Genomic DNA, 23226 nt, shown 5'->3' with positions numbered 1-23226 from the left:
TTGGAAACGTAAGCAAGACTAAGGAAACAAAATGAAAAAGAGTATTATTGCTTTGTTGGGTTTAGCTGTCATTCTTGGCGGTTGTTCAAATAAAGTCAGCTATGGCGATGCACAGGCAACTGAAACAACGACCATCGATTTCGGTTCGACTGATCTGCAAAAAATTGCCGGGGATATGGTTGATAGCATGTTGATGTCGGGCTCTGTAGCGGCAATCACTCGCGACAGCCGTCCAATCGTGTTTGTTGAGCGCATTAAGAATAAAACCACAGAGCACATTGATACTGAGTCGATTACTGACACAATCAGTACCAAGATGCTTAACTCAGGCAAATTCCGTTTCGTGGATATGGATCGCGTAGAGTCTGTGCGTGAGCAGCTTAACTTCCAAAACAACGACGAGCTTGTGAACCAAAGCACTGCGATTCAATTTGGTCAAATGGTTGGCGCACAGTACATGCTTTACGGCAACTTGAGCAGCATCGTTAAAGAGGCGGGCAGTGACAAAGACGTCTACTACAAAATGACGATGCGTCTTATGGATCTAGAAACTGGCCTGATTGAGTGGGCTGACGAGACCGAGATTCGTAAACAAGAGTCTCGCTCGGTATTGGGTCTGTAATGCCGATATTACAGAGTTAATGATGCAGCCATGGAAGCAAGCGCTGCAATCAGCGCCCAATCTTGCGGCCATCCCCTCTCTGATTAATGAAGTGCCCCTCGGGGCACTTCCTCTTTCTGGAGGGCTAACCAATCGTTGTTGGCGCGTTCTTACATCGAATTATGGTTGGTTAGTCTGGCGAGCGGGTAGTGAGCATTGCCAAGTATTCGATATTGATCGCCGCAATGAAGCCAATGCGTTATTGAGCGTTGAAGGGTATCTTTCAGCCAATCGTGTTGTGGCGCAGGGTGAGCAGGGGCTGTTGGTCACTTGGTGCGAAGGGAAACCTATTTCGGCAGATCATCCGGCCGATGCTTTATTGAGTGAGTTAGCCAAGATCCACGAGATCAAACCGTCCTTATCAATACGTAATTTTGATCTCACCGCCAAACTCGACCATTACTGGGCGCATATTCACGATAATGTCTTAAAACGGCGTTATAAGTCACTGTATGAGAAATACCGCCAGTTACCCAAGCTTCATTGCGAAGACAATGTGCTTTGCCATTTCGATTTTGGTCACCACAACATACTAAGCGCCAAAGATCAGCTTGTGGTGATAGATTGGGAATATGCGGCGATGGCTTCCCCTACGCTCGATTTAGTCCTGACGTTGGATATGTTGGGTCTAGATTACCAGACGGGACTTAATCTTTATCAGCAATATCGTTATATCGACAATGCCGCTGAGTGGCTAGATGATATGCGTAGTTGGCAGCCTCACTCTGAAATTATGGCCATGCTTTGGTATGTACTCGCCGCAGAGCAATGGGAAAATCCAGAGTTTTTAGTTGCTGCTGAGCAAATTTATCAGCGAAATTGTTGAATGGATCACTGTTTATCAGTTCCATCATCGTAAAACGCGTTTAACCCCTTTGAAGTTATGGCTTTCATGTTAGATTTAAGGAAAGCGTACCATTACAGGAATGATCGAGAGGTACTATGATTATCTATCTTCACGGCTTTGACTCAACAAGCCCAGGCAACCATGAAAAGGTGCTTCAGTTGCAATTCATCGACGAAGACGTGCGCTTCGTTAACTACAGCACACTCCATCCCAAACATGACATGCAGTTTCTTCTCAAAGAGGTCAACAAGTTAGTTCAGGAGTCTTCTGATACTAATCCATTGATTTGTGGTGTTGGACTCGGTGGCTATTGGTCTGAGCGAATCGGTTTTTTGTGTGGCATTAAACAGGTAGTTTTTAACCCAAACCTTCATCCAGAGATCAACATGCAAGGACGTATCGACCGTCCTGAAGAGTACGAAGACATCGCCACTAAGTGTGTCGAGAAGTTCCGTACTAAGAATGCGAAGCAATGTATGGTTGTTCTATCTCGTGAAGATGAGATCCGTGACAATCACGAAACGGCTGATGCATTAAGTGATTATTATGACGTGACATGGGATGAGACTCAGACTCATAAGTTCAAGAAGATTTCTCAGCATTTGCAGGCGATGAAAGCTTTTAAAAATGCATGATATCTAAAGAATTCTCCAGGTTTTAGCCTGTAAACGGTCCTCTAAGTAGGGCCGTTTTTTTGTTGTGCCGGTAATTGCTGCTTTAATCACCATTTAATTTACCAAGAAAAAATAATCCCACGGAATAGTTGCGGACATTGATTTGCTCTATATAATAAAACCATTCTACAAATTTTGATAAATATCAAAAAAAATTGAGAGCAAGAAGAAAACTTGCCCAAAGGTCGCAAAATTAGACGATTTTGTGCCGATATGTGAAGTGAAACCGGATTTGTAACGCGTTAGGGGCACTCTGTACTCATGCAAGTTAACGCAGAATGACAAGAATTTTTGTGCTTGGACTTTGTCGGGGCACGTTCAATTTTTAAATTTTCACTTTTTAGGAGAGCCATTGTGACTAATATTGTCGTAGTAGGTGGTGGCGCAGGCGGATTAGAGCTTGCAACCAAATTAGGCCGTACACTGGGACGTAAAGGGCGCGCCAATATTACCCTAGTTGATCGTAAAGCCAGCCATTTATGGAAGCCGTTGCTGCATGAAGTAGCGACAGGTTCGCTGGATGAAGGTGTGGATGCATTGAGCTATCGTGCGCATGCAAAAAACCACCATTTCGATTTCCAAATGGGCAGCCTCCAAGAGATTGACCGTGAAAGCAAGCACATCACGCTCAGTGAGCTGAAGGATGAGCAGGGTGAACTGCTAATGCCTAGCCGTAATATCGACTATGATATTCTTGTTTTGGCTATTGGCTCTACGTCTAATGACTTCAATACTCCAGGCGTTCGTGATAACTGTATCTTCCTGGATAGCCCAGAGCAGGCACACCGTTTCCGTACTGAGATGAACAATGAGTTCTTGAAGTTACATGCGAAAAACGGTCAGGGTGCGGTAGATATTGCTATCGTAGGTGCGGGCGCGACGGGTGTTGAGCTCTCTGCTGAGCTGCACAATGCGGTTAAAGAACTTCGTACATACGGGTTTGGTGATCTGGACTCGAGCAAGCTTAACGTGAACTTGGTAGAAGCCGGTGAGCGTATTTTGCCAGCACTTCCGCCACGTATCTCAAGTGCAGCACACTCTGAGCTTACAAAACTTGGCGTGACAGTTCGTACAGCGACTATGGTGACGCAAGCGGATGCAACCGGTCTAACTACGAAAGATGGCGAGCATATCCCAGCACAAATCATGGTATGGGCTGCGGGTATTAAAGCGCCGGACTTCATGAAAGACATTGCTGGTCTTGAGACGAACCGTATCAATCAGCTCGTAGTAAAAGACACGCTGCAAACCACTCGTGATGACGATATTTTCGTCATTGGTGACCTTGCACAGTGTACTCAAGCGGATGGTAAATTTGTGCCGCCACGCGCTCAAGCTGCTCATCAAATGTCGAGCCGCGCTTTTGGAAACATCGTAGCTAAGCTAAACGACCGTGAGCTAAAACCTTATGTTTACAACGACCATGGCTCTTTGGTGTCTCTAAGCCGCTTCTCAACGGTCGGCAGTCTAATGGGTAACCTTACTAAGGGCTCGATGATGGTTGAAGGTAGAATCGCACGTGTGGTGTATATTTCATTGTATCGCATGCACCAAATGGCACTTCATGGCGTGTTAAAGACCGGCTTGATGATGTTGGTCGGTCGCATCAACCGTGTGCTGCGTCCAAACCTTAAGCTTCATTAATCCTGATAGCGAATGAATACAAAAGCCCCAATCAAGATAACTTGGTTGGGGCTTTTTAATATTGGTCGCTCACCATTTTAATTACATGGCGAGACTTGGAGAGTAGTCACCACTTTTAATGGCTTTGGTGACGTCGTCAGCTTGTTTTTGCAATCGCTTGTAAGTGCTATCACTTAAGTTGAACATTAATCGAAGTTCATTCTCCGATGCGATAGGGATATCAAACTGAGTTGCAACCATCGCCCACAGGTAAGACTGCTCTGGCTGGTCAAGACTCTGCGTGACGCTGGCTAGCGCTTGGATCACATCATTGTTTACTGAACTAACCCCTTCAGACAACATCAAAGAACGATTGAGCAGTTGATAAGTTTTGGTCTTATCACGGGAAATGTAGTACGTCGCCAAGGCGTACTGGAGCTGTGGTGTGTCTAGCTGAGGCGACCCTTCCATTGCGAGAAAGCGCCTTCTTGCTGCGTGGTCTCCCGTTTCACTCCACAAGAAGTATAAAGTGTCAGGTGAAGTGGTTGCACTCAGTGACTGCGTCACACGCTCTTGTTCGTTGATCGTAAACATAAGCGCATTGAATCGACGCGCTTTAAGATCAGCTTGCTCGATAGGCTGTATCTGTGAAGCAAGTTCCAAGCACTTACGATACTCCTTGAGCAGATAATAATCTTGGACAGTATTTGCTTCAGTTGGTGCACTTAGCATATCGTAGCGATGCCAAATTAGGTTGGTTCTTGGGATCCGACATTGGCCATCTGACGTATTCATTACTGCACAATTCAATGCGGGTTCTTGTTCGCACAATTGATCTGTATTCTTGCGTGTTTCAAAACAGCCGCTTAAAAGAGACGCACTTAAAAGAACGAGCAAAGAGTGGGGTAAATTCATGTTACTACTTGTGATCGAATACACTGATTTATCTAGCTTAACTTGACTCAGTGTACCATCAGGTTATGGTTCGAGTAATGAATTAACCTCTCAGAACCGCAAAATTGCGGGGCTGTTATCTTTAGAACAAGAAGGTTTATTATGGATGTAGAGCAATTATTAGCTGCAATGACACCAGATGTATACGAAAGGCTACTTTACGCCACAGAAACAGGCCGCTGGCCAGAGGGCAGTCGTCTTTCTGATGAACAACGCTCTTCTTGTATGCAGGCCGTTATGCTGTATCAGTCAAAGCATAATGTTGATCCGCAACACATGTCGGTGGCTGCTGGTGGAGACATTACTTTCAAAAGTAAAGCTGACCTTAAAAACCAGTTCGCTGACAATTCCAATGAAATAGCGCGAGTGAAAGTCGCCCAATAAGATTGAGCGCTAGTACTTGCAAACTATAGTTGGTAAAGCACCAGATAGTTGGCAAATGATAGATAGCAAAAAGGGGTGTCGCCACCCCTTTTCATCGTGCCTGCTGATTAACCAGCAAGTACATCTGTTGCAACTTTATAGCTTGGATCTTCTTTCACGTTGATCTCCACTAAGCTACCTGCTTTATCGAGTAGCTTGCGGCAATCTGGGCTGAGGTGACGCAGGTGTAGGGTTTTGCCTACAGCTGAATAGCGCTCAGCCACCGTCTCAATCGCTTCAATGGCAGAGTGGTCAGTTACTCGTGAGTTAGCAAAGTCTACAATAACATCCTGAGGATCGTTTGGTGCATCAAACAGCTCTAGGAAGTTCGCGGCAGAGCCAAAGAAAATCGGACCATTCACCATATACTCTTTTGAGCCTTCGTCATTAATGCAGCTGCTCGCATAAATGTGTTTAGCGTGTTCCCAAGCAAACATAAGTGCCGATACTACAACACCCACAGCAACAGCGACAGCAAGGTCAGTCAATACAGTAACTACAGTTACTAGAACAATAACAAAGAAGTCTTTCTTAGGTACGCGACGTGCAAGTTTGAATGTAGCCCATTCAAAGGTGCCAATAACCACCATGAACATTACACCAACAAGCGCAGCAAGCGGGATCATTTCAATCAGTGCTGCGGCGAACAGAATGAACATCAGTAGCGCAACGGCAGCGACGATGCCTGATAGACGACCACGACCACCTGAGTTTACGTTAATCATCGACTGACCAATCATCGCACAGCCACCCATTGCACCGAATACGGAACACGTTACGTTTGCTAGACCTTGACCTACACATTCACGGTTTGATTGACCGCGAGTGTTCGTCATTTCATCCAAAACGGTAAGCGTCAGTAGCGACTCAATAAGACCGATAGCCGCAAGGATGATTGCGTAAGGAAGAATAATTTGCAGCGTTTCCCACGTTAGTGGTACCGCTGGGATTGAGAATGATGGTAGCGAGCCTGCAAGCGTCGCAGCTTCATCACCAGACATTGAGCGTAGGAAATCTACAACCGTGCGCGTATCAAGACCTAAACCTTGAACCAGCAGAGTGACAGTCACAATCGCAACTAGAGAAGAAGGTACCGCTGTCGTGATCTTTGGTAGGAAGTGGATGATACCCATAGTCAGTGCGACTAAGCCTAGCATTAGCATCATTTGGTCTTGTGGTAGCCAAGTGAGTGCACCGGATAGGTCAGGCGCTTTAAACTGACCAAGCTGAGCAAGGAAGATGACAATGGCGAGACCGTTTACGAAGCCAATCATCACTGGATGAGGCACCATGCGGATAAACTTACCGAGCTTGAAAAGGCCTGCACTAATTTGCAGCAAACCAGCAAGCATGATGGCTGCAAAGAGGTATTGGACGCCGTGAGTCGCTACCAAGCTAACCATGACCACAGCCATCGCGCCGGTTGCACCGGAAATCATACCCGGGCGGCCGCCAAAGATAGAGGTGACCAAACCAACGATAAACGCAGCGTAAAGGCCAACCATAGGGTCAACACCAGCTACGAAGGCAAATGCCACCGCTTCTGGTACCAGTGCTAGAGCCACTGTAAGACCTGACAAAACGTCATTCTTTACAGAGTGTTTAGAAAACTGTGGGAATTCAAACATGAAATTAATCGTACTTATGTTGTTGGGTTAACATCCATTTCATCCAGCACACATTCGACATTTAAACTGTTTCAACTGTATTAACAGCGAGCAAAAAAGAGTAAGTGAGCGTCATGAGCTATGAGTGTTAACTCATAGGTGAGGTGCATTGCTAATGAAATAATCAAAGTCGGGCATGCTACCTAATTGTCTCCAGAAGTTCAATATTGAAACAAATTGTTATGCATAAATAGTGTCGAGATTAGGAAGCACCGAATAATACACTGGGTGGAATGAAGAATAAAAAAAGGGCTACCAGTTGGTAGCCCTTTCGTTGTTGTCAATTTCTAACCGCAAAGGGTTAGTAATTTGGTTTGGTCATCACCGCTGAAGCAGCGTTAGACGCAGCTTGACTGCCAGCGCCTTTTGGCTGGTAACGCTCTGCTTTAGCAGGCGCTGCGTTGATGATGATTTCACCTAGCTCTTGCTTGCCTTCCGCTTTAGCCATTGGTGCACTTGCGTGACCTTTAACCGTTGTTTTCGCAGGAGCCGCTTGCTTAGGCTTTGCAGCTTCAACCGGCGCTTCTGCAGCAGGAGCTACCGCTTCGATTGCAGGCTCTGCAGAAACTTCAGTTTCAGCGACGGGTGCTGGAGTGCTTTCTGGAGCAGCTTCAATTGCTTTCGGAGCTTCTACAACGACAGCTTCAGCAACAGCAGGTGCTTCAGTTGTTACCGCTTCAACGACTGCAGTTTCTACTGGCTCTGGCGCAACGACGGGCTCTGGCTTACGCATAACGATGACTTTACCCATCGCCATTTCTGGCATTGCCATACCTGTTACAGCTAGTACTGGTGTTTCAGCTACTTCTTCTTGAGGTTTCGCTTTCGGTTTTGGTTTCACAATACCGTAGCTTGGCATCACTTTACCCATTGCCATCTCTGGTGATGCAACACCACCTTTGCGCAGGCGGAATGGGTTAGGGCGACGATCACGACCGCGACGACGACGCTGACCACTTGCACGTAGGTGACGTGGTGAACGACGGTTACGACGTTGCTTGCCTTCCTCTTTAGCACCTGCTTCGTTTGACGCTTCTGGAGCTTGCGGTTTTTCTACCGGAGCTTGGGCGACAACAGCGGCTTCTTGTTGCGTTTCGAGTTCTTCTTGCTTCGCGTTTTGATCTTTCACACGAACTTGCTTAGTGAGTTTACGACGCTGACGACGTTCTTTCACTTTCGCTGTTTTCTCTTCCGCACGAGGTGCTTTCTTCTCAGCTTGAACATCAGCAGCGATTTGCTTGCCTTGCTCCTCTACCTTCGAGTTGTTAGCTGCTTCGTCACGCTTCTTGTTGCGACGGTCTTGCTGCTTGTTACGACGGTTTTGAGGTTTGCGCGGCTCTTGTTCGTTACTTTGCGTTTCTTTTTCTTCATCGTGGTCACGGTTAGGCTTGTTACGACGATTCTTGTTGCGATCGTTGTCACGAGTCTCTTTGTTGTTGCGACGACGCTGATCGTTGTTGCGGTTACGGCGTGAACGATTGTTGCGATTCTTGTTGTTGTCTTCTTTCTTCTCTGGCTCTTTCTTTTCAGGTTCTGGAGACGCGAATAGTGAGCTAATTGCAGAAAGAATACGTGAGAACAGACCAGGTTTCTCAACCTTTGGCTCAACCACTGGTTTCTTCTCTGGCGTCTTAGGCGCTGGAGTCGAAGATGTAGATGGAGATGGAGCGCTTTGCGTTGGTGTCGCGAAGCCTTGCAGTGCTGGTTGTTCTATTTTACGTGGCTTAACCTCTGACTCGCCGGCTTCTTTTGCTTCTGCTTCACGCAGTGCTTCAAGCTTCTTAGGCAGTAGGTAAGACAATAGATCTTGCTCTTCGCCTTCACGAACACGGATCACCTCAAAGTGTGGTGTTTCCATGTCTGAATCAGGGACGATAGTGATCTTCACTTCTTGAACACGCTCGATGTGGTTAATTGAGCGGCGCTTCTCATTGAGTAGGTAAGAGGCGATAGGCACAGGAACAATCGCTAAAGCCTGCGATGTGTTGTCCTTAAGCGCTTCTTCTTCAATCAGACGCAATACAGAAAGTGCAAGTGATTCGTTGTCACGAACCACACCAGTACCGCTACAACGCGGACAGATGTGGTGGCTAGCTTCAGCCAACGATGGGCTTAGACGCTGGCGCGACATCTCTAGTAGACCAAAGCGAGAGATACGACCGATTTGAACACGGGCGCGGTCAATACGAACCGCTTCGCGTAGACGGTTTTCTACTTCACGTTGGTGACGAACTGGCGTCATATCAATGAAGTCGATAACCACTAGACCGCCTAGGTCACGAAGACGCAATTGACGTGCAATTTCATCTGCTGCTTCTAGGTTGGTATTCAGTGCCGTCTCTTCGATATCGCTGCCTTTGGTTGCGCGCGCTGAGTTGATATCGATAGAGGTAAGTGCCTCTGTTGGGTCGATAACAATTGAACCACCTGAAGGTAGGCGCACTTCGCGTTGGAATGCAGATTCGATTTGGCTTTCAATTTGGTAGTGGCTGAACAATGGTATTTCGCTGTCGTACTTTTTAACACGATTAACGAAGTCTGGGCGTACCAATTGGATATGCTGGCGAGCACGCTCATAGATAGTGTTGCTATCAATAAGGATTTCACCGATATCGCGACGTAGATAGTCACGCAGAGCGCGCACAATCACGTTACTTTCTTGGTGGATCAAAAATGGTGCAGGGTTTTGGTCTGCAGCACCTTTGATGTTTTCCCAGTTGTTCAGTAGGAAACGTAAGTCCCACTCAAGTTCCTCTGCACTCTTACCAACGCCTGCAGTACGGACAATAAGACCCATACCTTGTGGCAGTTCAAGAGTACTCAGTGCAGCTTTTAGTTCAGTACGCTCTTCACCTTCGATGCGACGAGAAATACCGCCGGCGCGAGGGTTGTTTGGCATTAGAACTAAGTAGCTACCTGCTAGAGAGATGTACGTTGTCAGAGCAGCGCCTTTGCTGCCACGCTCTTCTTTTTCAACTTGCACGATCACTTCTTGGCCTTCGCTCAATACATCTTTGATGCTTGGGCGACCTTGATAGGTATAACCTTCTGGGAAGTATTCTTTTGCAATTTCTTTAAGAGGGAGGAAACCGTGGCGTTCGGCACCGTAGTCAACGAAAGCGGCCTCTAGGCTAGGCTCAACTCGAGTGATACGTCCTTTGTAGATATTTGCTTTTTTTGACTCATGACCAGGACTTTCGATATCAAGATCGAAAAGCTTTTGGCCGTCAACCAAAGCAACACGCAACTCTTCTTTTTGAGTTGCGTTAATTAACATTCTTTTCATTACAGAAATTCTCGTTGTATTTTCTTTGTTTTCATCATTGCTCTTGTCACAGGTTTCGTAACTCGCGGTGCCTGATCCCATGGCTTTATTTAATGCAACCTCCCGGCTGGAAGGGATGCTCGTGGGCACTACAGTCATCACACAAGGCTGAGGCTGTGTGATCCGCGTATCTAGCGGTATTACTCAAACACGAGTACGTGAGTAGGTGACAAGGAAGACTTAGCTTTCAACGTCTTATGCCAGTTGCTGCGTTTCAATACTAAGCGATCTACTCAAGATATAATTGCTCAAGGATAATAGCGATAAATGGTAAATCGATTCTAATTACCCTGTGCAGCTGTGAACTATAGCAGCGCAACGAATTATCAGCAATCAGCTTTATTGTAAACCACAGAAAAAAACCAAGCTTTTGCGCGGTCTGTACAGTTAATGTACTGATTTTAATCGTCAAAATTAGAGGGTTGTGAAAATGGATCCAATCGTGGTTAAAATTTATCCACAACTTGTCCAGCCAGTACCACTTGACCTGTTTTGGCACAGTTCACAAGTTTCCGAATTGGATACGGAAAATAGAAAGCGTTCTTTTCTTGATACTTTGAGTGTTATAATAGCGAAATGAGTGAAATTAGAACAAAAGTCCAATTCGTCGACATCGATGACGATATGGCTGGTCAACGCATCGATAACTTTTTGCGTAACCAACTTAAAAACATCCCAAAAAGTGTTGTGTATCGAATCGTGCGCAAGGGCGAAGTGCGAGTCAACAAAAAGCGCGTTAAGGCCGAATACAAGCTGCAAGCGGGTGACTTGGTGCGCATTCCGCCGGTAACTCTGGAAGAAAAAGAGCAAGAAGCGCCGCTCAATACCAACCTAAGTCGTGTCGCTGAGCTGGAATCGAAGATCATCTATGAAGATGACCACATGCTCATCCTTAATAAACCTTCGGGTCTGGCCGTTCACGGTGGCAGCGGCCTTAAGTTTGGTGCTATTGAAGCGTTACGCGCTTTGAGACCACAAGCGCGCTTTCTTGAGCTTGTGCACCGCATCGACCGTGATACGTCCGGTATTTTGTTGGTAGCGAAAAAGCGCTCAGCGCTGCGCCACTTGCAAGCTCAGTTCCGAGAGAAAACCGTTCAGAAATATTATTATGCTTTGGTAATGGGCAAGTGGAAGCCGAGCTGCAAGGTCGTCAAAGCACCACTTCTTAAAAACGAAGTGAACAGTATTGTCAGAGTGAACCCTAACGGCAAGCCATCAGAAACACGTTTCAAAGTGCTGACGTCTTTTGAGCAAGCAACGTTAATTCAGGCAAGTCCGATTACCGGGCGTACTCACCAGATACGAGTGCACGCTCAATATACCGGTCACCCTATTGCGTGGGACGACCGTTACGGTGATCGCCGATTTGATGCTTACACGGCCAAAGCAGGATTGGATCGTTTATTCCTACATGCTGCAAACATTATTTTCACCCACCCGGGTAAAGAAGAGCGAATGGAAATCGACGCCGAAATGGAGCCTAAGCTTCAAAAAGCATTGGACAAGCTTAAGACGATGTCTTGAGGTTAGTTTGTTCTATTGATGAGCGAAGCCGAGTTGGCTTCGCTTTTTTGAACTCTTAGAAAGAATAGCGCTGAAACTAGCCTAAAGGTGAGAGCCCGTGTTTATCGAGCATAGTTACTAGATCGATTAAAGGCAGACCCACTAATGTGTTTGGATCCTTTCCTTCCAATGTACTAAATAGGCTAATGCCAAGTCCTTCACTTTTGAAACTGCCGGCACAGTAATAGGGCTGCTCGAGATCAACGTAGCGCTCAATCTGCGCTTGGTTTAGCGTTCTAAAGGTAACATCGAAGGTATCGACGGTGACGTCACACTCATTTGTGTTGGTGTTGACGACAGCGAGGCCTGTATAGAATCGAATGGTTTTGCCACTCTGCTGGCTAAGCTGAGCAATAGCTGTTTCGCGATCAAGAGGCTTACCAATAATTTGGCCGTTGATAACACAAACTTGGTCACTGCCGATAACAAGCGCGTCGGGCTCATTTTGCAGTGCACGTGCTTTTTGTTCTGCTAGTCGTTGAACCAGCTGCGTAGCTGACTCATCAGAATGGACGGTTTCATCAACTTGTGGGGCGATGGCCTCAAAGGGTAGACCTAACTTCGCCAATAGCTCGGCACGATAAGGAGAAGTTGAGGCTAAAATGAGTCTTATGGATTTCATTTTCGGTTCAGTTTTTCTATTATAATTGCAGTTTCTAGACATATTGATAGATTCTTAATCTGTAGGCAAAAAAAGTACAACTTTTTCGCCTTTTTCTTTGACTAAATCCGTTTTGGAAGATAATATTCGCGCCCTATGCAAAAGGTAAAAATACCGCGAAGTGTTGACCCGGGTAAGACGGCACAAAAAAGACTCGACTATGATGGCATCATCCAAGTCAGCCTTTTTAAGCGTTTGCACGAGTCAGTTAGTAGCGTAAAACGCGATGCTGAAGTGACATTGTCCTTTGGGCATGATGAACAGCGACTTGTTGTTATCTCTGGTAAAGCTAACATCGAAGTTGATTTGGAATGTCAGCGTTGTAATGAGATTTTCACACACTTGTGTGAAGTCCAATTCACTTATACTCCTTATTATAGTGAGAAGAGTGAAGAGGAAGCACCGGAAGATTATGATTTGGTAGATCTTAATGAGTACGGTGAGGTTGATCTCATACAACTAGTTGAAGACGAGTTCATCTTAAACCTGCCTCAAGTCGCAATGCACGATATAGCAGACTGTAGCGTTGACTCAAACAACATGGTGTTTGGAGATATTCCGGAAGAGATTCCAGAAGAAAAGCCAAATCCATTTGATGTTTTAAAGAGCTTAAAGCGTGAGTAACTAAAGTTACTGACGTTTAAATTACTAACATAGGAGTAGGGTCCATGGCCGTACAAAAAAGCAAGAAGTCACGTTCTATGCGTGGCATGCGTCGTTCACATGATGCGCTAACTTCAGCTGCACTATCTGTAGACGCAACTTCAGGTGAAACTCACCTACGTCACAATGTGACTGCTGACGGTTACTACCGTGGCAAAAAGGTTATCAACAAGTAAGGTTGACCTTTGCATAATATAACCGTTGCACTTGATGCAATGGGCGGGGACTTCGGTCCTTCCGTAACAGTGCCTGCCGCCGTGCAGGCACTGTCGCATTTCCCAGAGCTAAAAGTGGTGCTTGTTGGCGACACGCCGTCAATAAACACGCAACTCAAACATTTAGGTTACCAACGCAGCCCTCGCCTTGAGGTGATGCATAGTGACCGAGTCATTTCGAATTCCGAAAAGCCTTCCTTCGCCTTAAGAAACAGTCACGATACGTCGATGCGTATTGCCTTGGATTTAGTTGAATCTGAGCACGCTGACGCATGTGTTAGTGGCGGAAATACTGGCGCATTGATGGCGTTGTCACGATATCGTCTCAAACTTCTCCCAGGCATTGATAGACCCGCTTTAGTTACGGCACTGCCAACCCAATCCGGTGCAAAAACCTGGATGCTCGACTTGGGCGCAAACGCGTCGGTTGATGCAGACTCTCTATTTCAGTTCGCTGTCATGGGTAGTGCACTTGCACAGCAACATTTGGGACGCTGCCCTCGCGTTGCCATTCTCAATATTGGTGCCGAAGAAATTAAGGGTAATGATTTGGTCAAACGTTGCTCAGAAATGCTGACACAATGCCCATCCATTAACTATATTGGATTCGTTGAGGGTAATGAGTTATTGAGCGACTGTGCTGATGTTATCGTTTGCGATGGATTTGTTGGTAATACCACATTGAAAGCGTGCGAAGGAACTGCGCAGTTTGTTTTGGACAAACTTAAAGCGAAGTTGGCTACGTCAACCATCAAAGGATGGATAGCCAGATTACTGTTTTCTGACATGTTAAGTGAAGTAAAAGCACTGAACCCCGACCAGTATAACGGAGCAAGTTTGTTAGGATTGCGCGGCATTGTCATAAAAAGCCACGGAAGCGCTGATATTTCGGCGCTTGTTAATGCAATAGGCGAAGCGGTTCACGAGGTTAAGCGCCAAGTGCCAAACCAAATAAGCGATCGTCTAGAAGCAGTGTTACTCGAGAGGCAGTATTAGTCTTCATGTATAGCAAAATTTTAGGTACGGGCAGCTACCTGCCATCTCAGATCCGCACCAATGCCGATCTAGAGAAAATGGTAGACACGACAGATGAATGGATTGTCACTCGCACAGGCATTAAAGAGCGTCGCATTGCCGCCGAAGACGAAACCGTCGCGGATATGGGCTATGAAGCGTCGCTAAAAGCGATTGAAATGGCAGGTATCGATAAAAACGATATCGATCTGATCATTGTTGCAACGACAAGTAGCAGCCACGCGTTTCCGTCGTCTGCATGTCAAGTTCAAGCAAAACTTGGTATTCAAGGTTGTCCTGCATTCGATATGGCGGCAGCATGTACTGGTTTTGTTTATGCGTTATCAGTTGCCGATCAGCATATCCGCTCTGGTATGTGTAAAAACGTATTGGTGATCGGTTCAGATTGTCTATCAAAAACTGTTGAAGAGATTGATCGCTCTACTATTATTTTGTTTGGCGATGCTGCAGGCGCCGTGGTTCTTGGTGCAAGCGAAGAACCAGGAATTATCTCGACACATCTTTATGCAGATGGCCGTTTTGGCGATTTGCTTAGCCTTGAAATGCCAGTTCGTGGTGGTGAGCTAGATAAATGGCTCAACATGTCAGGCAACGAAGTCTTTAAGGTAGCGGTAACCCAGCTATCTAAATTGGTGAAAGACACACTAGCAGCCAATGGGATGAGTAAAGAAGATCTCGATTGGCTAGTGCCTCATCAAGCGAACTATCGCATTATTGCCGCAACAGCGAAGAAACTTGGTATGTCGATGGATCAAGTCGTATTGACACTTGATCGTCACGGTAATACGTCAGCCGCTACGGTACCGACTGCACTCGATGAAGCAGTGCGTGATGGCCGAATTAAGCGTGGACAAAACCTGTTATTAGAAGCGTTTGGTGGTGGGTTTACTTGGGGTTCGGCGCTCGTTCGCTTCTAACTCTGCCCAAACCAAACGGTATAAAAGTCATAGATTGCGTTGTTTAAGGAAATAACGATGAGTAATTTTGCAATCGTGTTCCCAGGTCAGGGTTCACAAACAATTGGCATGCTTGCAGAGCTTGGCGAGCAACATGAGATCGTGAAAGCGACATTTGCAGAAGCATCAGATGCACTAGGTTACGACCTTTGGGCATTGGTTCAAAATGGATCTGCTGAAGATCTTAATCAGACACATCGTACACAGCCAGCGTTGCTAGCTTCCTCTGTCGCTATCTGGCGTGTATGGCAAGAGCAAGGCCTTGCTCAGCCAGTGCTCGTCGCAGGCCACAGCTTAGGTGAATACTCTGCACTAGTTTGTGCAGGTGTGATTGACTTCAAAGAAGCCATTAAGCTTGTTCAGCTGCGCGGTCAGCTAATGCAAGAAGCCGTACCAGCTGGTGTTGGCGCTATGTACGCGATCATCGGTCTAGATGATGAATCTATTGCTAAAGCGTGTGAAGAAGCAGCGCAAGGTGAAGTGGTTTCTCCAGTAAACTTCAATTCACCTGGTCAAGTCGTGATTGCCGGTAACAAAGCGGCAGTTGAGCGTGCTGGTGTATTGTGTAAAGAAGCGGGTGCGAAACGTGCACTTCCTCTTCCTGTGTCGGTACCTTCTCACTGTGCGCTGATGAAGCCAGCAGCAGAGAAGCTAGCCGTTGCTCTAGAGGCGATTGAATTCAACGCACCATCTGTTCCAGTTATCAATAACGTTGATGTGGCAGCAGAGACTGATCCTGCAAAAATTAAAGACGCACTTGTACGTCAGCTACACAGCCCAGTTCGCTGGACTGAAGGTGTAGAGAAGATGAGCGAGCAAGGTGTAGAGAAACTGCTAGAATTTGGCCCAGGTAAGGTTCTAACGGGTCTAACTAAGCGTATCGTTAAGACATTAAGTGCTGCAGCAGTAAACGACGCTGCGTCACTTGAAGCTGCAAAATAAAAGGAATCCAATAATGATGAACCTTGAAGGCAAAATTGCCCTAGTAACAGGTGCAAGCCGTGGTATTGGTCGCTCAATCGCTGAGCTACTTGTAGAGCGCGGTGCAAAGGTAATTGGTACAGCTACGTCAGAGAACGGCGCAGCAGCAATCAGTGAATATCTAGGTGATAACGGTAAGGGTCTAGCTCTTAACGTGACAGATACCGACTCAATCGAAGCTGTTCTAAAGCAAATTAACGAAGAATTCGGTGCTATCGACATTCTGGTTAACAATGCAGGCATCACTCGTGACAACCTTCTAATGCGTATGAAGGACGATGAGTGGACGGATATCATGGACACGAACCTTACGTCTATCTTCCGCCTATCTAAAGCGGTACTGCGTGGCATGATGAAGAAACGTCAAGGCCGTATTATCAACGTAGGCTCTGTTGTGGGCACTATGGGTAACGCAGGTCAAACAAACTACGCAGCAGCAAAAGCAGGCGTTATCGGCTTTACCAAGTCTATGGCACGTGAAGTAGCTTCACGTGGTGTAACAGTCAACACAGTTGCACCTGGTTTTATTGAAACAGACATGACAAAAGCACTGAATGATGAGCAACGAGCTGCTACACTAGCGAACGTGCCTGCTGGCCGTTTAGGTGACCCTCGTGAAATCGCTTCGGCTGTTGCATTTCTTGCATCGCCAGAAGCGGCTTACATCACAGGTGAGACTCTTCACGTAAATGGTGGCATGTACATGGTTTGATCTGTGCAACATTTGTGCATGATTTAAGTCAAAAATGTGCTGAATTTCGGTTAAATTCGCTAAAATTGTGGTTTGACCAGCAAGGACCCCCTTGCAACTTTCAACAGTTCGAATAAACTACGGAAACATCGCATAGAGCGAAATCTGTAAAGGAAAATTAAAATGAGCAACATCGAAGAACGCGTAAAGAAAATCATTGTTGAACAGCTAGGTGTAGACGAAGCAGAAGTTAAAAACGAAGCTTCTTTCGTTGACGATCTAGGTGCTGACTCTCTAGACACAGTTGAGCTAGTAATGGCTCTAGAAGAGGAATTCGACACTGAGATTCCTGATGAAGAAGCTGAGAAGATCACTACTGTTCAAGCTGCTATCGACTACGTAAACAGCGCTCAGTAATATCTCTTTCTAGGCGGCCACCATGGCCGCCTGTGTTTTTTTTAAACGTCTTCTATCCTTTCAAATAGAATCACAAATATCCCGGAGAAAAAATCGTGTCCAAGCGTCGTGTTGTTGTCACTGGCATGGGTATGTTGTCACCGGTAGGCAACACCGTAGAATCTTCATGGAAAGCCCTTCTTGAGGGCAAGAGTGGTATCGTAAATATTGAACATTTCGATACAACCGATTTCTCAACTCGTTTCGCAGGCTTAGTTAAAGACTTTGACGGCAGTGAGTACGTGTCTAAAAAAGATGCCAAGAAAATGGATTTGTTTATCCAATACGGCATTGTGGCAGGTATGCACGCTCTTAAAGATTCTGGTCTAGACGTCACGCCAGATAACCAACACCGTATCGGTGTTGCGATCGGTTCTGGTATTGGCGGTCTTGATCTCATCGAAGCGGGTCATCAAGCGTTGGTATCGAAAGGCCCTCGTCGCGTAAGTCCTTTCTTTGTCCCTTCGACTATTGTAAACATGGTTGCTGGTCAACTTTCTATTCTCGCTGGGTTACGTGGTCCTAACATTGCCATCTCAACAGCTTGTACTACTGGCTTACACAACATTGGTCATGCGGCTCGTATGATCGCATACGGTGACGCTGAAGCTATGGTTGCAGGCGGTTCTGAGAAAGCGTCTACACCTCTTGGTATGGCAGGTTTTGGTGCTGCGAAAGCTCTGTCAACTCGTAATGACGAACCTCAGAAAGCATCTCGTCCTTGGGATGTGGATCGTGACGGCTTTGTACTTGGTGATGGTGCTGGAGTGATCGTACTTGAAGAGTACGAACACGCTAAAGCGCGCGGTGCTAAGATCTATGCTGAGCTTGTTGGTTTCGGTATGAGCGGTGACGCTTATCACATGACATCTCCAAGCGAAGATGGTTCTGGTGGCGCACTAGCAATGGAAGCGGCACTTCGTGATGCAGGCCTTACTGGCGCGCAAATCGGTTATGTAAACGCACACGGTACGTCAACACCTGCGGGTGACGTAGCTGAAATCAAAGGCATTAAACGTGCACTTGGTGAAGAAGGCTCGAAGAAAGTATTGGTATCGTCTACAAAATCGATGACAGGTCACCTTCTTGGTGCTGCAGGCTCAGCTGAAGCAATTATCACAATCATGTCTTTGGTTGACCAAATCGTGCCACCAACGATTAACCTCGATAATCCAGACCCAGAGTGCGATGTGGATCTAGTACCACATACAGCACGTAAAGTGGAAATGGAATACGCATTGTGTAACTCGTTCGGTTTTGGCGGTACAAACGGCTCACTAATCTTCAAAAAGATGTAATATCTACTCGTTGAGATAAGAGACTTGTATTTAAACGGCTTGATGCTTAGCATTGAGCCGTTTTGTTATTTTAAGGGAACAGTATGCATTGGCGTGATGGTCAGCCTATCGAAAGGATTTCGGTAAGTGACAGAAGTTTTCAATACGGTGACGGCTGCTTTACAACGATCTTGACGCGAGATGGCAAACTTCAACTGTGGGCGCAGCACGTGAAGCGTATGGAACAGGCGCTCGAAGCATTGCGTATTGAACCCGTGGATTGGCACGCTTTGCGTGACGATATTGAAAGCCTAGCTCTGCCCGATGCCCAAGCAGGCATCAAGCTACACGTAAGTCGAGGAGAAGGTGGTCGAGGCTACAGTGCCAAGGTCAACCATGGCCCTTTCGTAACGGTAAGCTGCTTTGAATATCCGGAAAAATATAACGAACTTCGACAAAATGGCGTCGAAATGACGGTTTCAGACGTTGTGTTGGGGCACAGTCCATTATTGGCCGGTTTGAAACACAATAACCGACTCGAACAAATTCTAGCGAAATCCAATGTAGAAGATGCGGGCTATCTAGATGGCATCGTCCTCGATTTGGAGGCCAATGTCATAGAAACCACAATGGCGAATCTGTTTTGGGTTAAGTCTCAGCAACTGTTTACTGCTGATCTTTCGCTTGCGGGTGTTTCCGGCGTTATGCGTGAACAAGTGCTTGAAGCGATGAGCTCACTTGGCTACTCAGTGACCGTGGGTCAGTTTCGTCTCGAGACGGTTCTAGATGCCGATGAGGTTTTCGTTACCAATTGTATTCTAGGGGTTGCGCCCGTCATAAAAATTAGGGAAGTTGAGTTTGTCAAAGGCTCACTAACAAAACAGATCCAGGAGAAGTTAAGTCTGTGCTAAAGAAGTTTGTATTACTCGTCATCGTGCTATGTGCGATAGCCGCTGGCGGCTTTGTATATGTGAAGAACAGTGTTGAAACATTTATCACTCAACCGCTCAATATAGAACAGCCTGAGTTGGTGACTGTTCAGCGTGGGAATAGTCTCAATACGATAATAGGTAAATTCGTCACCAACCAATGGATAAAGCCAACAGATTTTGAGCCATTGATCCGTCGTTTTCACCCTGAGCTTACCAAGATTAAAGTTGGAACATTTGAGCTTAGACCGGGCATGAGTTTCGAACAGGCGATAAGCGAAATCATCCATGGTCAAGAGTATCAACTCGCTATTACCTTTATCGAAGGCTCAACGTTTAAAGAATGGCGCCAGCAATTTACAACTGCTGAGCATTTAAAGCATGCGACAGAGGAAATGACAGAGGCTGAAATTGCCAAGGCTCTGGGTATTGAACATGAAAAGCTTGAAGGCTTGTTCCTTGCAGAAACGTATCATTATTCGGTTGGTGATAGCGATCTAGATATCTTAAAACGTGCTAACAGTAAGCTTGAAAAAATACTCAACGCGAGCTGGGAGCAGAAACAAGAGAAACTGCCGTTAAATAATCAGTACGAAGCCTTAATTTTAGCCTCAATCATTGAAAAAGAGACCTCTGTTCCGTCTGAACGTGAACGTGTCGCATCAGTGTTTGTGAACCGCTTGAACAAAGGTATGCGCCTTCAAACTGACCCAACTGTAATTTACGGCATGGGCGATAGATATGATGGTAATATTCGTAAGAAAGATCTTCGTGAGCGCACGCCTTATAATACCTATGTTATCAATGGGCTGCCACCAACACCGATTGCAATGCCAGGCAAAGCATCTATCATGGCGGCAGTGAATCCAGAAGACAGCAACTATCTCTATTTTGTTGCTAGTGGCACTGGCGGCCATGTGTTTTCTAAGAACTTACGCGACCACAATCGTGCGGTCCAACAGTATTTAAAACAGTTAAGAAGTCGAAAATGAACCAAGGTAAATATATTCCTCAAGGTAAATTCATTCCTCAAGGTAAATTCATAGTTATTGAGGGTCTGGAAGGCGCAGGTAAAAGCTCTGCGATTAATGTTCTTCGTGAAGAGCTCGACGCTGCCGGTATTGAGCACATAGAGAACACCCGTGAGCCAGGCGGTACTTTGTTGGCAGAGAAAATGCGTGCCTTGGTTAAAGAAGAACAGCCAGGTGAAGCGCTGCAAGATCGCTCAGAGCTTCTATTGATGTATGCCGCTCGTATTCAGCTTGTAGAAACCGTGATTAAGCCAGCGCTGCAAAAGGGCGCTTGGGTGATAGGGGATCGTCATGATCTGTCATCGCAGGCGTATCAGGGCGGCGGTCGTCAAATTGATGCCGATATTATGTCGTCGTTAAAGCAGATCGCGCTTGGTAGCTTTAAGCCAGACTTTACTTTGTATTTAGACATTGAGCCACGTCTCGGTCTTGAGCGTGCTCGTGGCCGTGGTGAATTGGATCGCATTGAAAAAATGGACATTAGCTTTTTTGAGCGCACTCGCGAACGATACTTGAATTTAGCGAGTGAGGATTCGAGCATTGTGACTATTGATGCCAGCCAAGATATCGATTCGGTTCAAGCGGATATTCGCCAAGCGGTTAAAGTTTGGTTAGCACAGCAATAGGAAAGGTTATGTACGCGTATCCTTGGCACACGACCACTTGGCAGCAACTTAAGTCCAACTTAGAACGAGCTCACATCTCGGGGGCGATGCTATTACAGGCTAAACCGGGTCTTGCACCTCAAGCATTGATTGATCGCTATGTTAGCGGGCTGATGTGCGAGAATGATGCGTCTGAGCCGTGTGGATTTTGTCATGCCTGTAGCTTAATCCGTTCAGAATCACATCCTGACGTGCATATGGTGCTGCCTGAGAAGGATAAAAAGACGCTTTCTGTTGAACAAATTCGCCAAGCTAATAAGTGGGCACTAGAGTCCTCCCAATTTGGGGGCTACCGAGTGATTGTGATTCCACAAGCAGAGCGTATGAATGCCTCTGCAGCTAATGCTTTGTTAAAAACGCTCGAAGAGCCATCAAGCTCCTGTGTGTTTATTCTGTCAACGGACAACGCACAACGTTTGCTGCCGACGATAAGAAGTCGTTGTGAGGCTTGGCCAATTGCTGCTCCGACACAGCAAGCTGCTTGTGAGTGGGTGAGTCAGCAACTTAATAAAGACGTATCACCTCAGGCTGCCTACCTCTGTCAGAGCGAGCCTTTAGTGATGAAGGCTTTTATAGAGCAAGGTCATGAGAAAGTCTTTAATAGTCTGCTTGAGTCCTTTATCCAAGTCGTGATTAGTGGTCAAACGGACGTGTCGTCATTGATGACGAGCTTAGTAAAGAGCGATGTGGCTGTCGACGTTCAGCTTTCTTGGCTTTGGCTCGTGTTGGTGAGTGCGCAAAAACAGGCGCTTGGTGTAACCGATGACACGACAATATCAGAGGCGAAGCGGTTAGCGGCACATTTCGACTATCAAACCTTGTTTCAACAGGCGGAGGCTCTCGCTGAGCTAAAGCAGCAGCTGTCGATCTCTAGTGGCCTCAATACTGAACTCTTGATGACGAACTGGTTATACCGTTTTTAGTTGCTTAATTTTCGTCTCGTTCTAACCTTACACACGGTCTTGGTCTACCCTATGGGTTAGGCCAAACCGATTGTCTAACTCCATACCAGCTCCGTATTCCTCAAATTTTTCATAGTTAATTAAGTAAATTATTATGTTTGTAGATTCACATTGTCATCTTGATAAGCTCAACTACGACGAGCTACACGATGGTATTCAAGACGTACTGAATAAAGCCAAAGCAGCGAACGTCGAACAGCTCTTATCCGTAGGTGTTACGCTAGATTCTTTTCCAGCGATGATGGAGCTTATCAAGCCATACCCGCAAATTATGGCATCTTGTGGCGTTCATCCTCTGGACGTAGAAAGTAATTTTTCGCTAGAACAATTTAAACGTTATGTGGCTGACGAACGTGTTGTGGCTGTTGGTGAAACTGGGCTGGACTATCACTACCAACCAGACACAGCAGAGCTTCAGAAACGTCGCTTTGAGCAGCAAGTTGACGTTGCGGTTGACGTGAATAAACCGCTCATCATTCATACTCGCAACGCACGTCAAGACACTCTTGATATACTAAAAAATGGTCATGCAGAGCGTTGTGGTGGCGTGATCCATTGCTTTACTGAGGACTTGCCTTTCGCGAAAGCGGCTATGGAGCTGGGCTTTTATATCTCGATTTCAGGTATTGTTACCTTCAGACAAGCAAAAGAACTCAAAGAAGTCGTGAAACAATTACCGTTAGAACGCCTGCTTATTGAGACGGACTCTCCGTATCTTGCGCCTATTCCGCACCGCGGAAAAGAGAACCAACCAGCGTATGTTGTCGAAGTTGCAGCCTATATCGCGCAGCTCAAAGGGGTGTCATTGTCTGAGGTCGCTGAAAAAACCAGCAAAAATTACCGCGATCTTTTTTTGAGCTAGGAAATAACAACTTTGACACATGTGGTTACTAAGGGCGCAATTTGCGCCTTTTTTGTCGAAAAAAATTGAAAAGTTCAAATAAATTTAATGTTAACGATTTCTGTT

At 46.1% G+C, this 23226-nt stretch carries 23 protein-coding genes; 19 read left to right on the top strand and 4 right to left on the bottom strand.

What is annotated here, in order from left to right; translation table 11 throughout:
* The first annotated feature begins 31 nt into the window (after window positions 1–31).
* The 4 genes from lpoB to L4C42_RS08080 all read left to right on the top strand — a co-directional run bounded on the left by lpoB (window position 32) and on the right by L4C42_RS08080 (window position 3826).
* Complete coding sequence (gene lpoB / locus L4C42_RS08095) at window positions 32–622, top strand: penicillin-binding protein activator LpoB (RefSeq protein WP_042476725.1); 591 nt, start codon at window positions 32–34, stop codon at window positions 620–622.
* A 22-nt stretch (window positions 623–644) separates the two neighbouring features.
* Window positions 645–1487 carry a phosphotransferase gene (locus L4C42_RS08090; protein ID WP_367357775.1) on the top strand — a complete coding sequence of 281 codons (843 nt, stop codon included), beginning with the start codon at window positions 645–647 and terminating at the stop codon, window positions 1485–1487.
* 116 nt (window positions 1488–1603) lie between these two features.
* Window positions 1604–2143, top strand: a complete 540-nt coding sequence (gene ycfP / locus L4C42_RS08085; protein ID WP_353496643.1) for an alpha/beta hydrolase YcfP — start codon at window positions 1604–1606, stop codon at window positions 2141–2143.
* 393 nt (window positions 2144–2536) lie between these two features.
* A complete protein-coding gene (locus L4C42_RS08080) occupies window positions 2537–3826 on the top strand; it encodes an NAD(P)/FAD-dependent oxidoreductase (RefSeq protein WP_429760043.1) in 1290 nt (429 codons plus the stop codon).
* 81 nt (window positions 3827–3907) lie between these two features.
* Here L4C42_RS08080 and L4C42_RS08075 read toward each other — a convergent pair whose 3' ends face one another.
* Window positions 3908–4720, bottom strand: coding sequence for a DUF2989 domain-containing protein (locus tag L4C42_RS08075; protein ID WP_353496641.1), 813 nt, complete (start codon window positions 4718–4720; stop codon window positions 3908–3910).
* Between the two features lie 141 nt (window positions 4721–4861).
* Between L4C42_RS08075 and L4C42_RS08070 the strand changes: the two genes are divergently transcribed.
* The gene (locus tag L4C42_RS08070) at window positions 4862–5143 is read left to right on the top strand and encodes a YeaC family protein (protein ID WP_353496640.1); all 282 of its coding nucleotides are present in this window, start codon (window positions 4862–4864) and stop codon (window positions 5141–5143) included.
* A 107-nt stretch (window positions 5144–5250) separates the two neighbouring features.
* On the opposite strand, the gene L4C42_RS08065 is transcribed toward L4C42_RS08070, so the two are convergent.
* Complete coding sequence (locus L4C42_RS08065; RefSeq protein WP_353496639.1) at window positions 5251–6810, bottom strand: SulP family inorganic anion transporter; 1560 nt, start codon at window positions 6808–6810, stop codon at window positions 5251–5253.
* 340 nt (window positions 6811–7150) lie between these two features.
* On the bottom strand, window positions 7151–10135 hold the full coding sequence (gene rne / locus L4C42_RS08060) for a ribonuclease E (protein WP_353496638.1): 2985 nt from the start codon (window positions 10133–10135) through the stop codon (window positions 7151–7153).
* A 615-nt stretch (window positions 10136–10750) separates the two neighbouring features.
* Here rne and rluC point away from each other — a divergent pair.
* Window positions 10751–11698 carry a 23S rRNA pseudouridine(955/2504/2580) synthase RluC gene (gene rluC, locus L4C42_RS08055; protein WP_353496637.1) on the top strand — a complete coding sequence of 316 codons (948 nt, stop codon included), beginning with the start codon at window positions 10751–10753 and terminating at the stop codon, window positions 11696–11698.
* Between the two features lie 76 nt (window positions 11699–11774).
* Here rluC and L4C42_RS08050 read toward each other — a convergent pair whose 3' ends face one another.
* The gene (locus L4C42_RS08050; RefSeq protein WP_353496636.1) at window positions 11775–12359 is read right to left on the bottom strand and encodes a Maf family protein; all 585 of its coding nucleotides are present in this window, start codon (window positions 12357–12359) and stop codon (window positions 11775–11777) included.
* A gap of 135 nt (window positions 12360–12494) precedes the next feature.
* On the opposite strand from L4C42_RS08050, the gene yceD reads away from it, so the two are divergent.
* The 13 genes from yceD to L4C42_RS07985 all read left to right on the top strand — a co-directional run bounded on the left by yceD (window position 12495) and on the right by L4C42_RS07985 (window position 23121).
* The gene (yceD, locus tag L4C42_RS08045) at window positions 12495–13022 is read left to right on the top strand and encodes a 23S rRNA accumulation protein YceD (RefSeq protein WP_353496635.1); all 528 of its coding nucleotides are present in this window, start codon (window positions 12495–12497) and stop codon (window positions 13020–13022) included.
* 44 nt (window positions 13023–13066) lie between these two features.
* A complete protein-coding gene (gene rpmF, locus L4C42_RS08040) occupies window positions 13067–13237 on the top strand; it encodes a 50S ribosomal protein L32 (protein WP_031493499.1) in 171 nt (56 codons plus the stop codon).
* A 9-nt stretch (window positions 13238–13246) separates the two neighbouring features.
* Window positions 13247–14272, top strand: a complete 1026-nt coding sequence (gene plsX / locus L4C42_RS08035) for a phosphate acyltransferase PlsX (RefSeq protein ID WP_353496634.1) — start codon at window positions 13247–13249, stop codon at window positions 14270–14272.
* A 5-nt stretch (window positions 14273–14277) separates the two neighbouring features.
* Complete coding sequence (locus tag L4C42_RS08030; protein ID WP_112478343.1) at window positions 14278–15228, top strand: beta-ketoacyl-ACP synthase III; 951 nt, start codon at window positions 14278–14280, stop codon at window positions 15226–15228.
* Window positions 15229–15285: 57 nt separating this feature from the next.
* Window positions 15286–16209 carry an ACP S-malonyltransferase gene (gene fabD, locus L4C42_RS08025; RefSeq protein ID WP_418642059.1) on the top strand — a complete coding sequence of 308 codons (924 nt, stop codon included), beginning with the start codon at window positions 15286–15288 and terminating at the stop codon, window positions 16207–16209.
* 16 nt (window positions 16210–16225) lie between these two features.
* On the top strand, window positions 16226–16960 hold the full coding sequence (gene fabG, locus L4C42_RS08020) for a 3-oxoacyl-ACP reductase FabG (protein WP_353498714.1): 735 nt from the start codon (window positions 16226–16228) through the stop codon (window positions 16958–16960).
* Between the two features lie 162 nt (window positions 16961–17122).
* Window positions 17123–17356: an acyl carrier protein gene (gene acpP, locus L4C42_RS08015; protein ID WP_004406112.1), complete on the top strand. Its 234-nt coding sequence runs from the start codon at window positions 17123–17125 to the stop codon at window positions 17354–17356.
* A gap of 95 nt (window positions 17357–17451) precedes the next feature.
* Complete coding sequence (fabF, locus tag L4C42_RS08010; protein WP_353496632.1) at window positions 17452–18693, top strand: beta-ketoacyl-ACP synthase II; 1242 nt, start codon at window positions 17452–17454, stop codon at window positions 18691–18693.
* 83 nt (window positions 18694–18776) lie between these two features.
* Window positions 18777–19583, top strand: a complete 807-nt coding sequence (gene pabC / locus L4C42_RS08005) for an aminodeoxychorismate lyase (RefSeq protein ID WP_418642061.1) — start codon at window positions 18777–18779, stop codon at window positions 19581–19583.
* Window positions 19577–20593: an endolytic transglycosylase MltG gene (gene mltG / locus L4C42_RS08000; protein ID WP_353496630.1), complete on the top strand. Its 1017-nt coding sequence runs from the start codon at window positions 19577–19579 to the stop codon at window positions 20591–20593. Before pabC ends, mltG begins: the two co-directional genes overlap by 7 nt.
* Before the next feature lie 32 nt (window positions 20594–20625).
* Window positions 20626–21258: a dTMP kinase gene (tmk, locus tag L4C42_RS07995; protein WP_429760078.1), complete on the top strand. Its 633-nt coding sequence runs from the start codon at window positions 20626–20628 to the stop codon at window positions 21256–21258.
* Window positions 21259–21266: 8 nt separating this feature from the next.
* On the top strand, window positions 21267–22220 hold the full coding sequence (gene holB, locus L4C42_RS07990) for a DNA polymerase III subunit delta' (protein ID WP_353496628.1): 954 nt from the start codon (window positions 21267–21269) through the stop codon (window positions 22218–22220).
* Window positions 22221–22353: 133 nt separating this feature from the next.
* Complete coding sequence (locus tag L4C42_RS07985; protein ID WP_353496627.1) at window positions 22354–23121, top strand: TatD family hydrolase; 768 nt, start codon at window positions 22354–22356, stop codon at window positions 23119–23121.
* The last annotated feature ends 105 nt before the right edge of the window (window positions 23122–23226 follow it).

Origin of the sequence: Vibrio wakamikoensis, from assembly GCF_050337275.1 — a bacterium.
In the GTDB taxonomy this organism is placed as follows: Bacteria; Pseudomonadota; Gammaproteobacteria; order Enterobacterales; family Vibrionaceae; genus Vibrio; species Vibrio chaetopteri.
The sequence above is the reverse complement of the archived record's forward strand: the minus strand, read 5'-3'. Positions and strand labels throughout refer to the sequence as shown.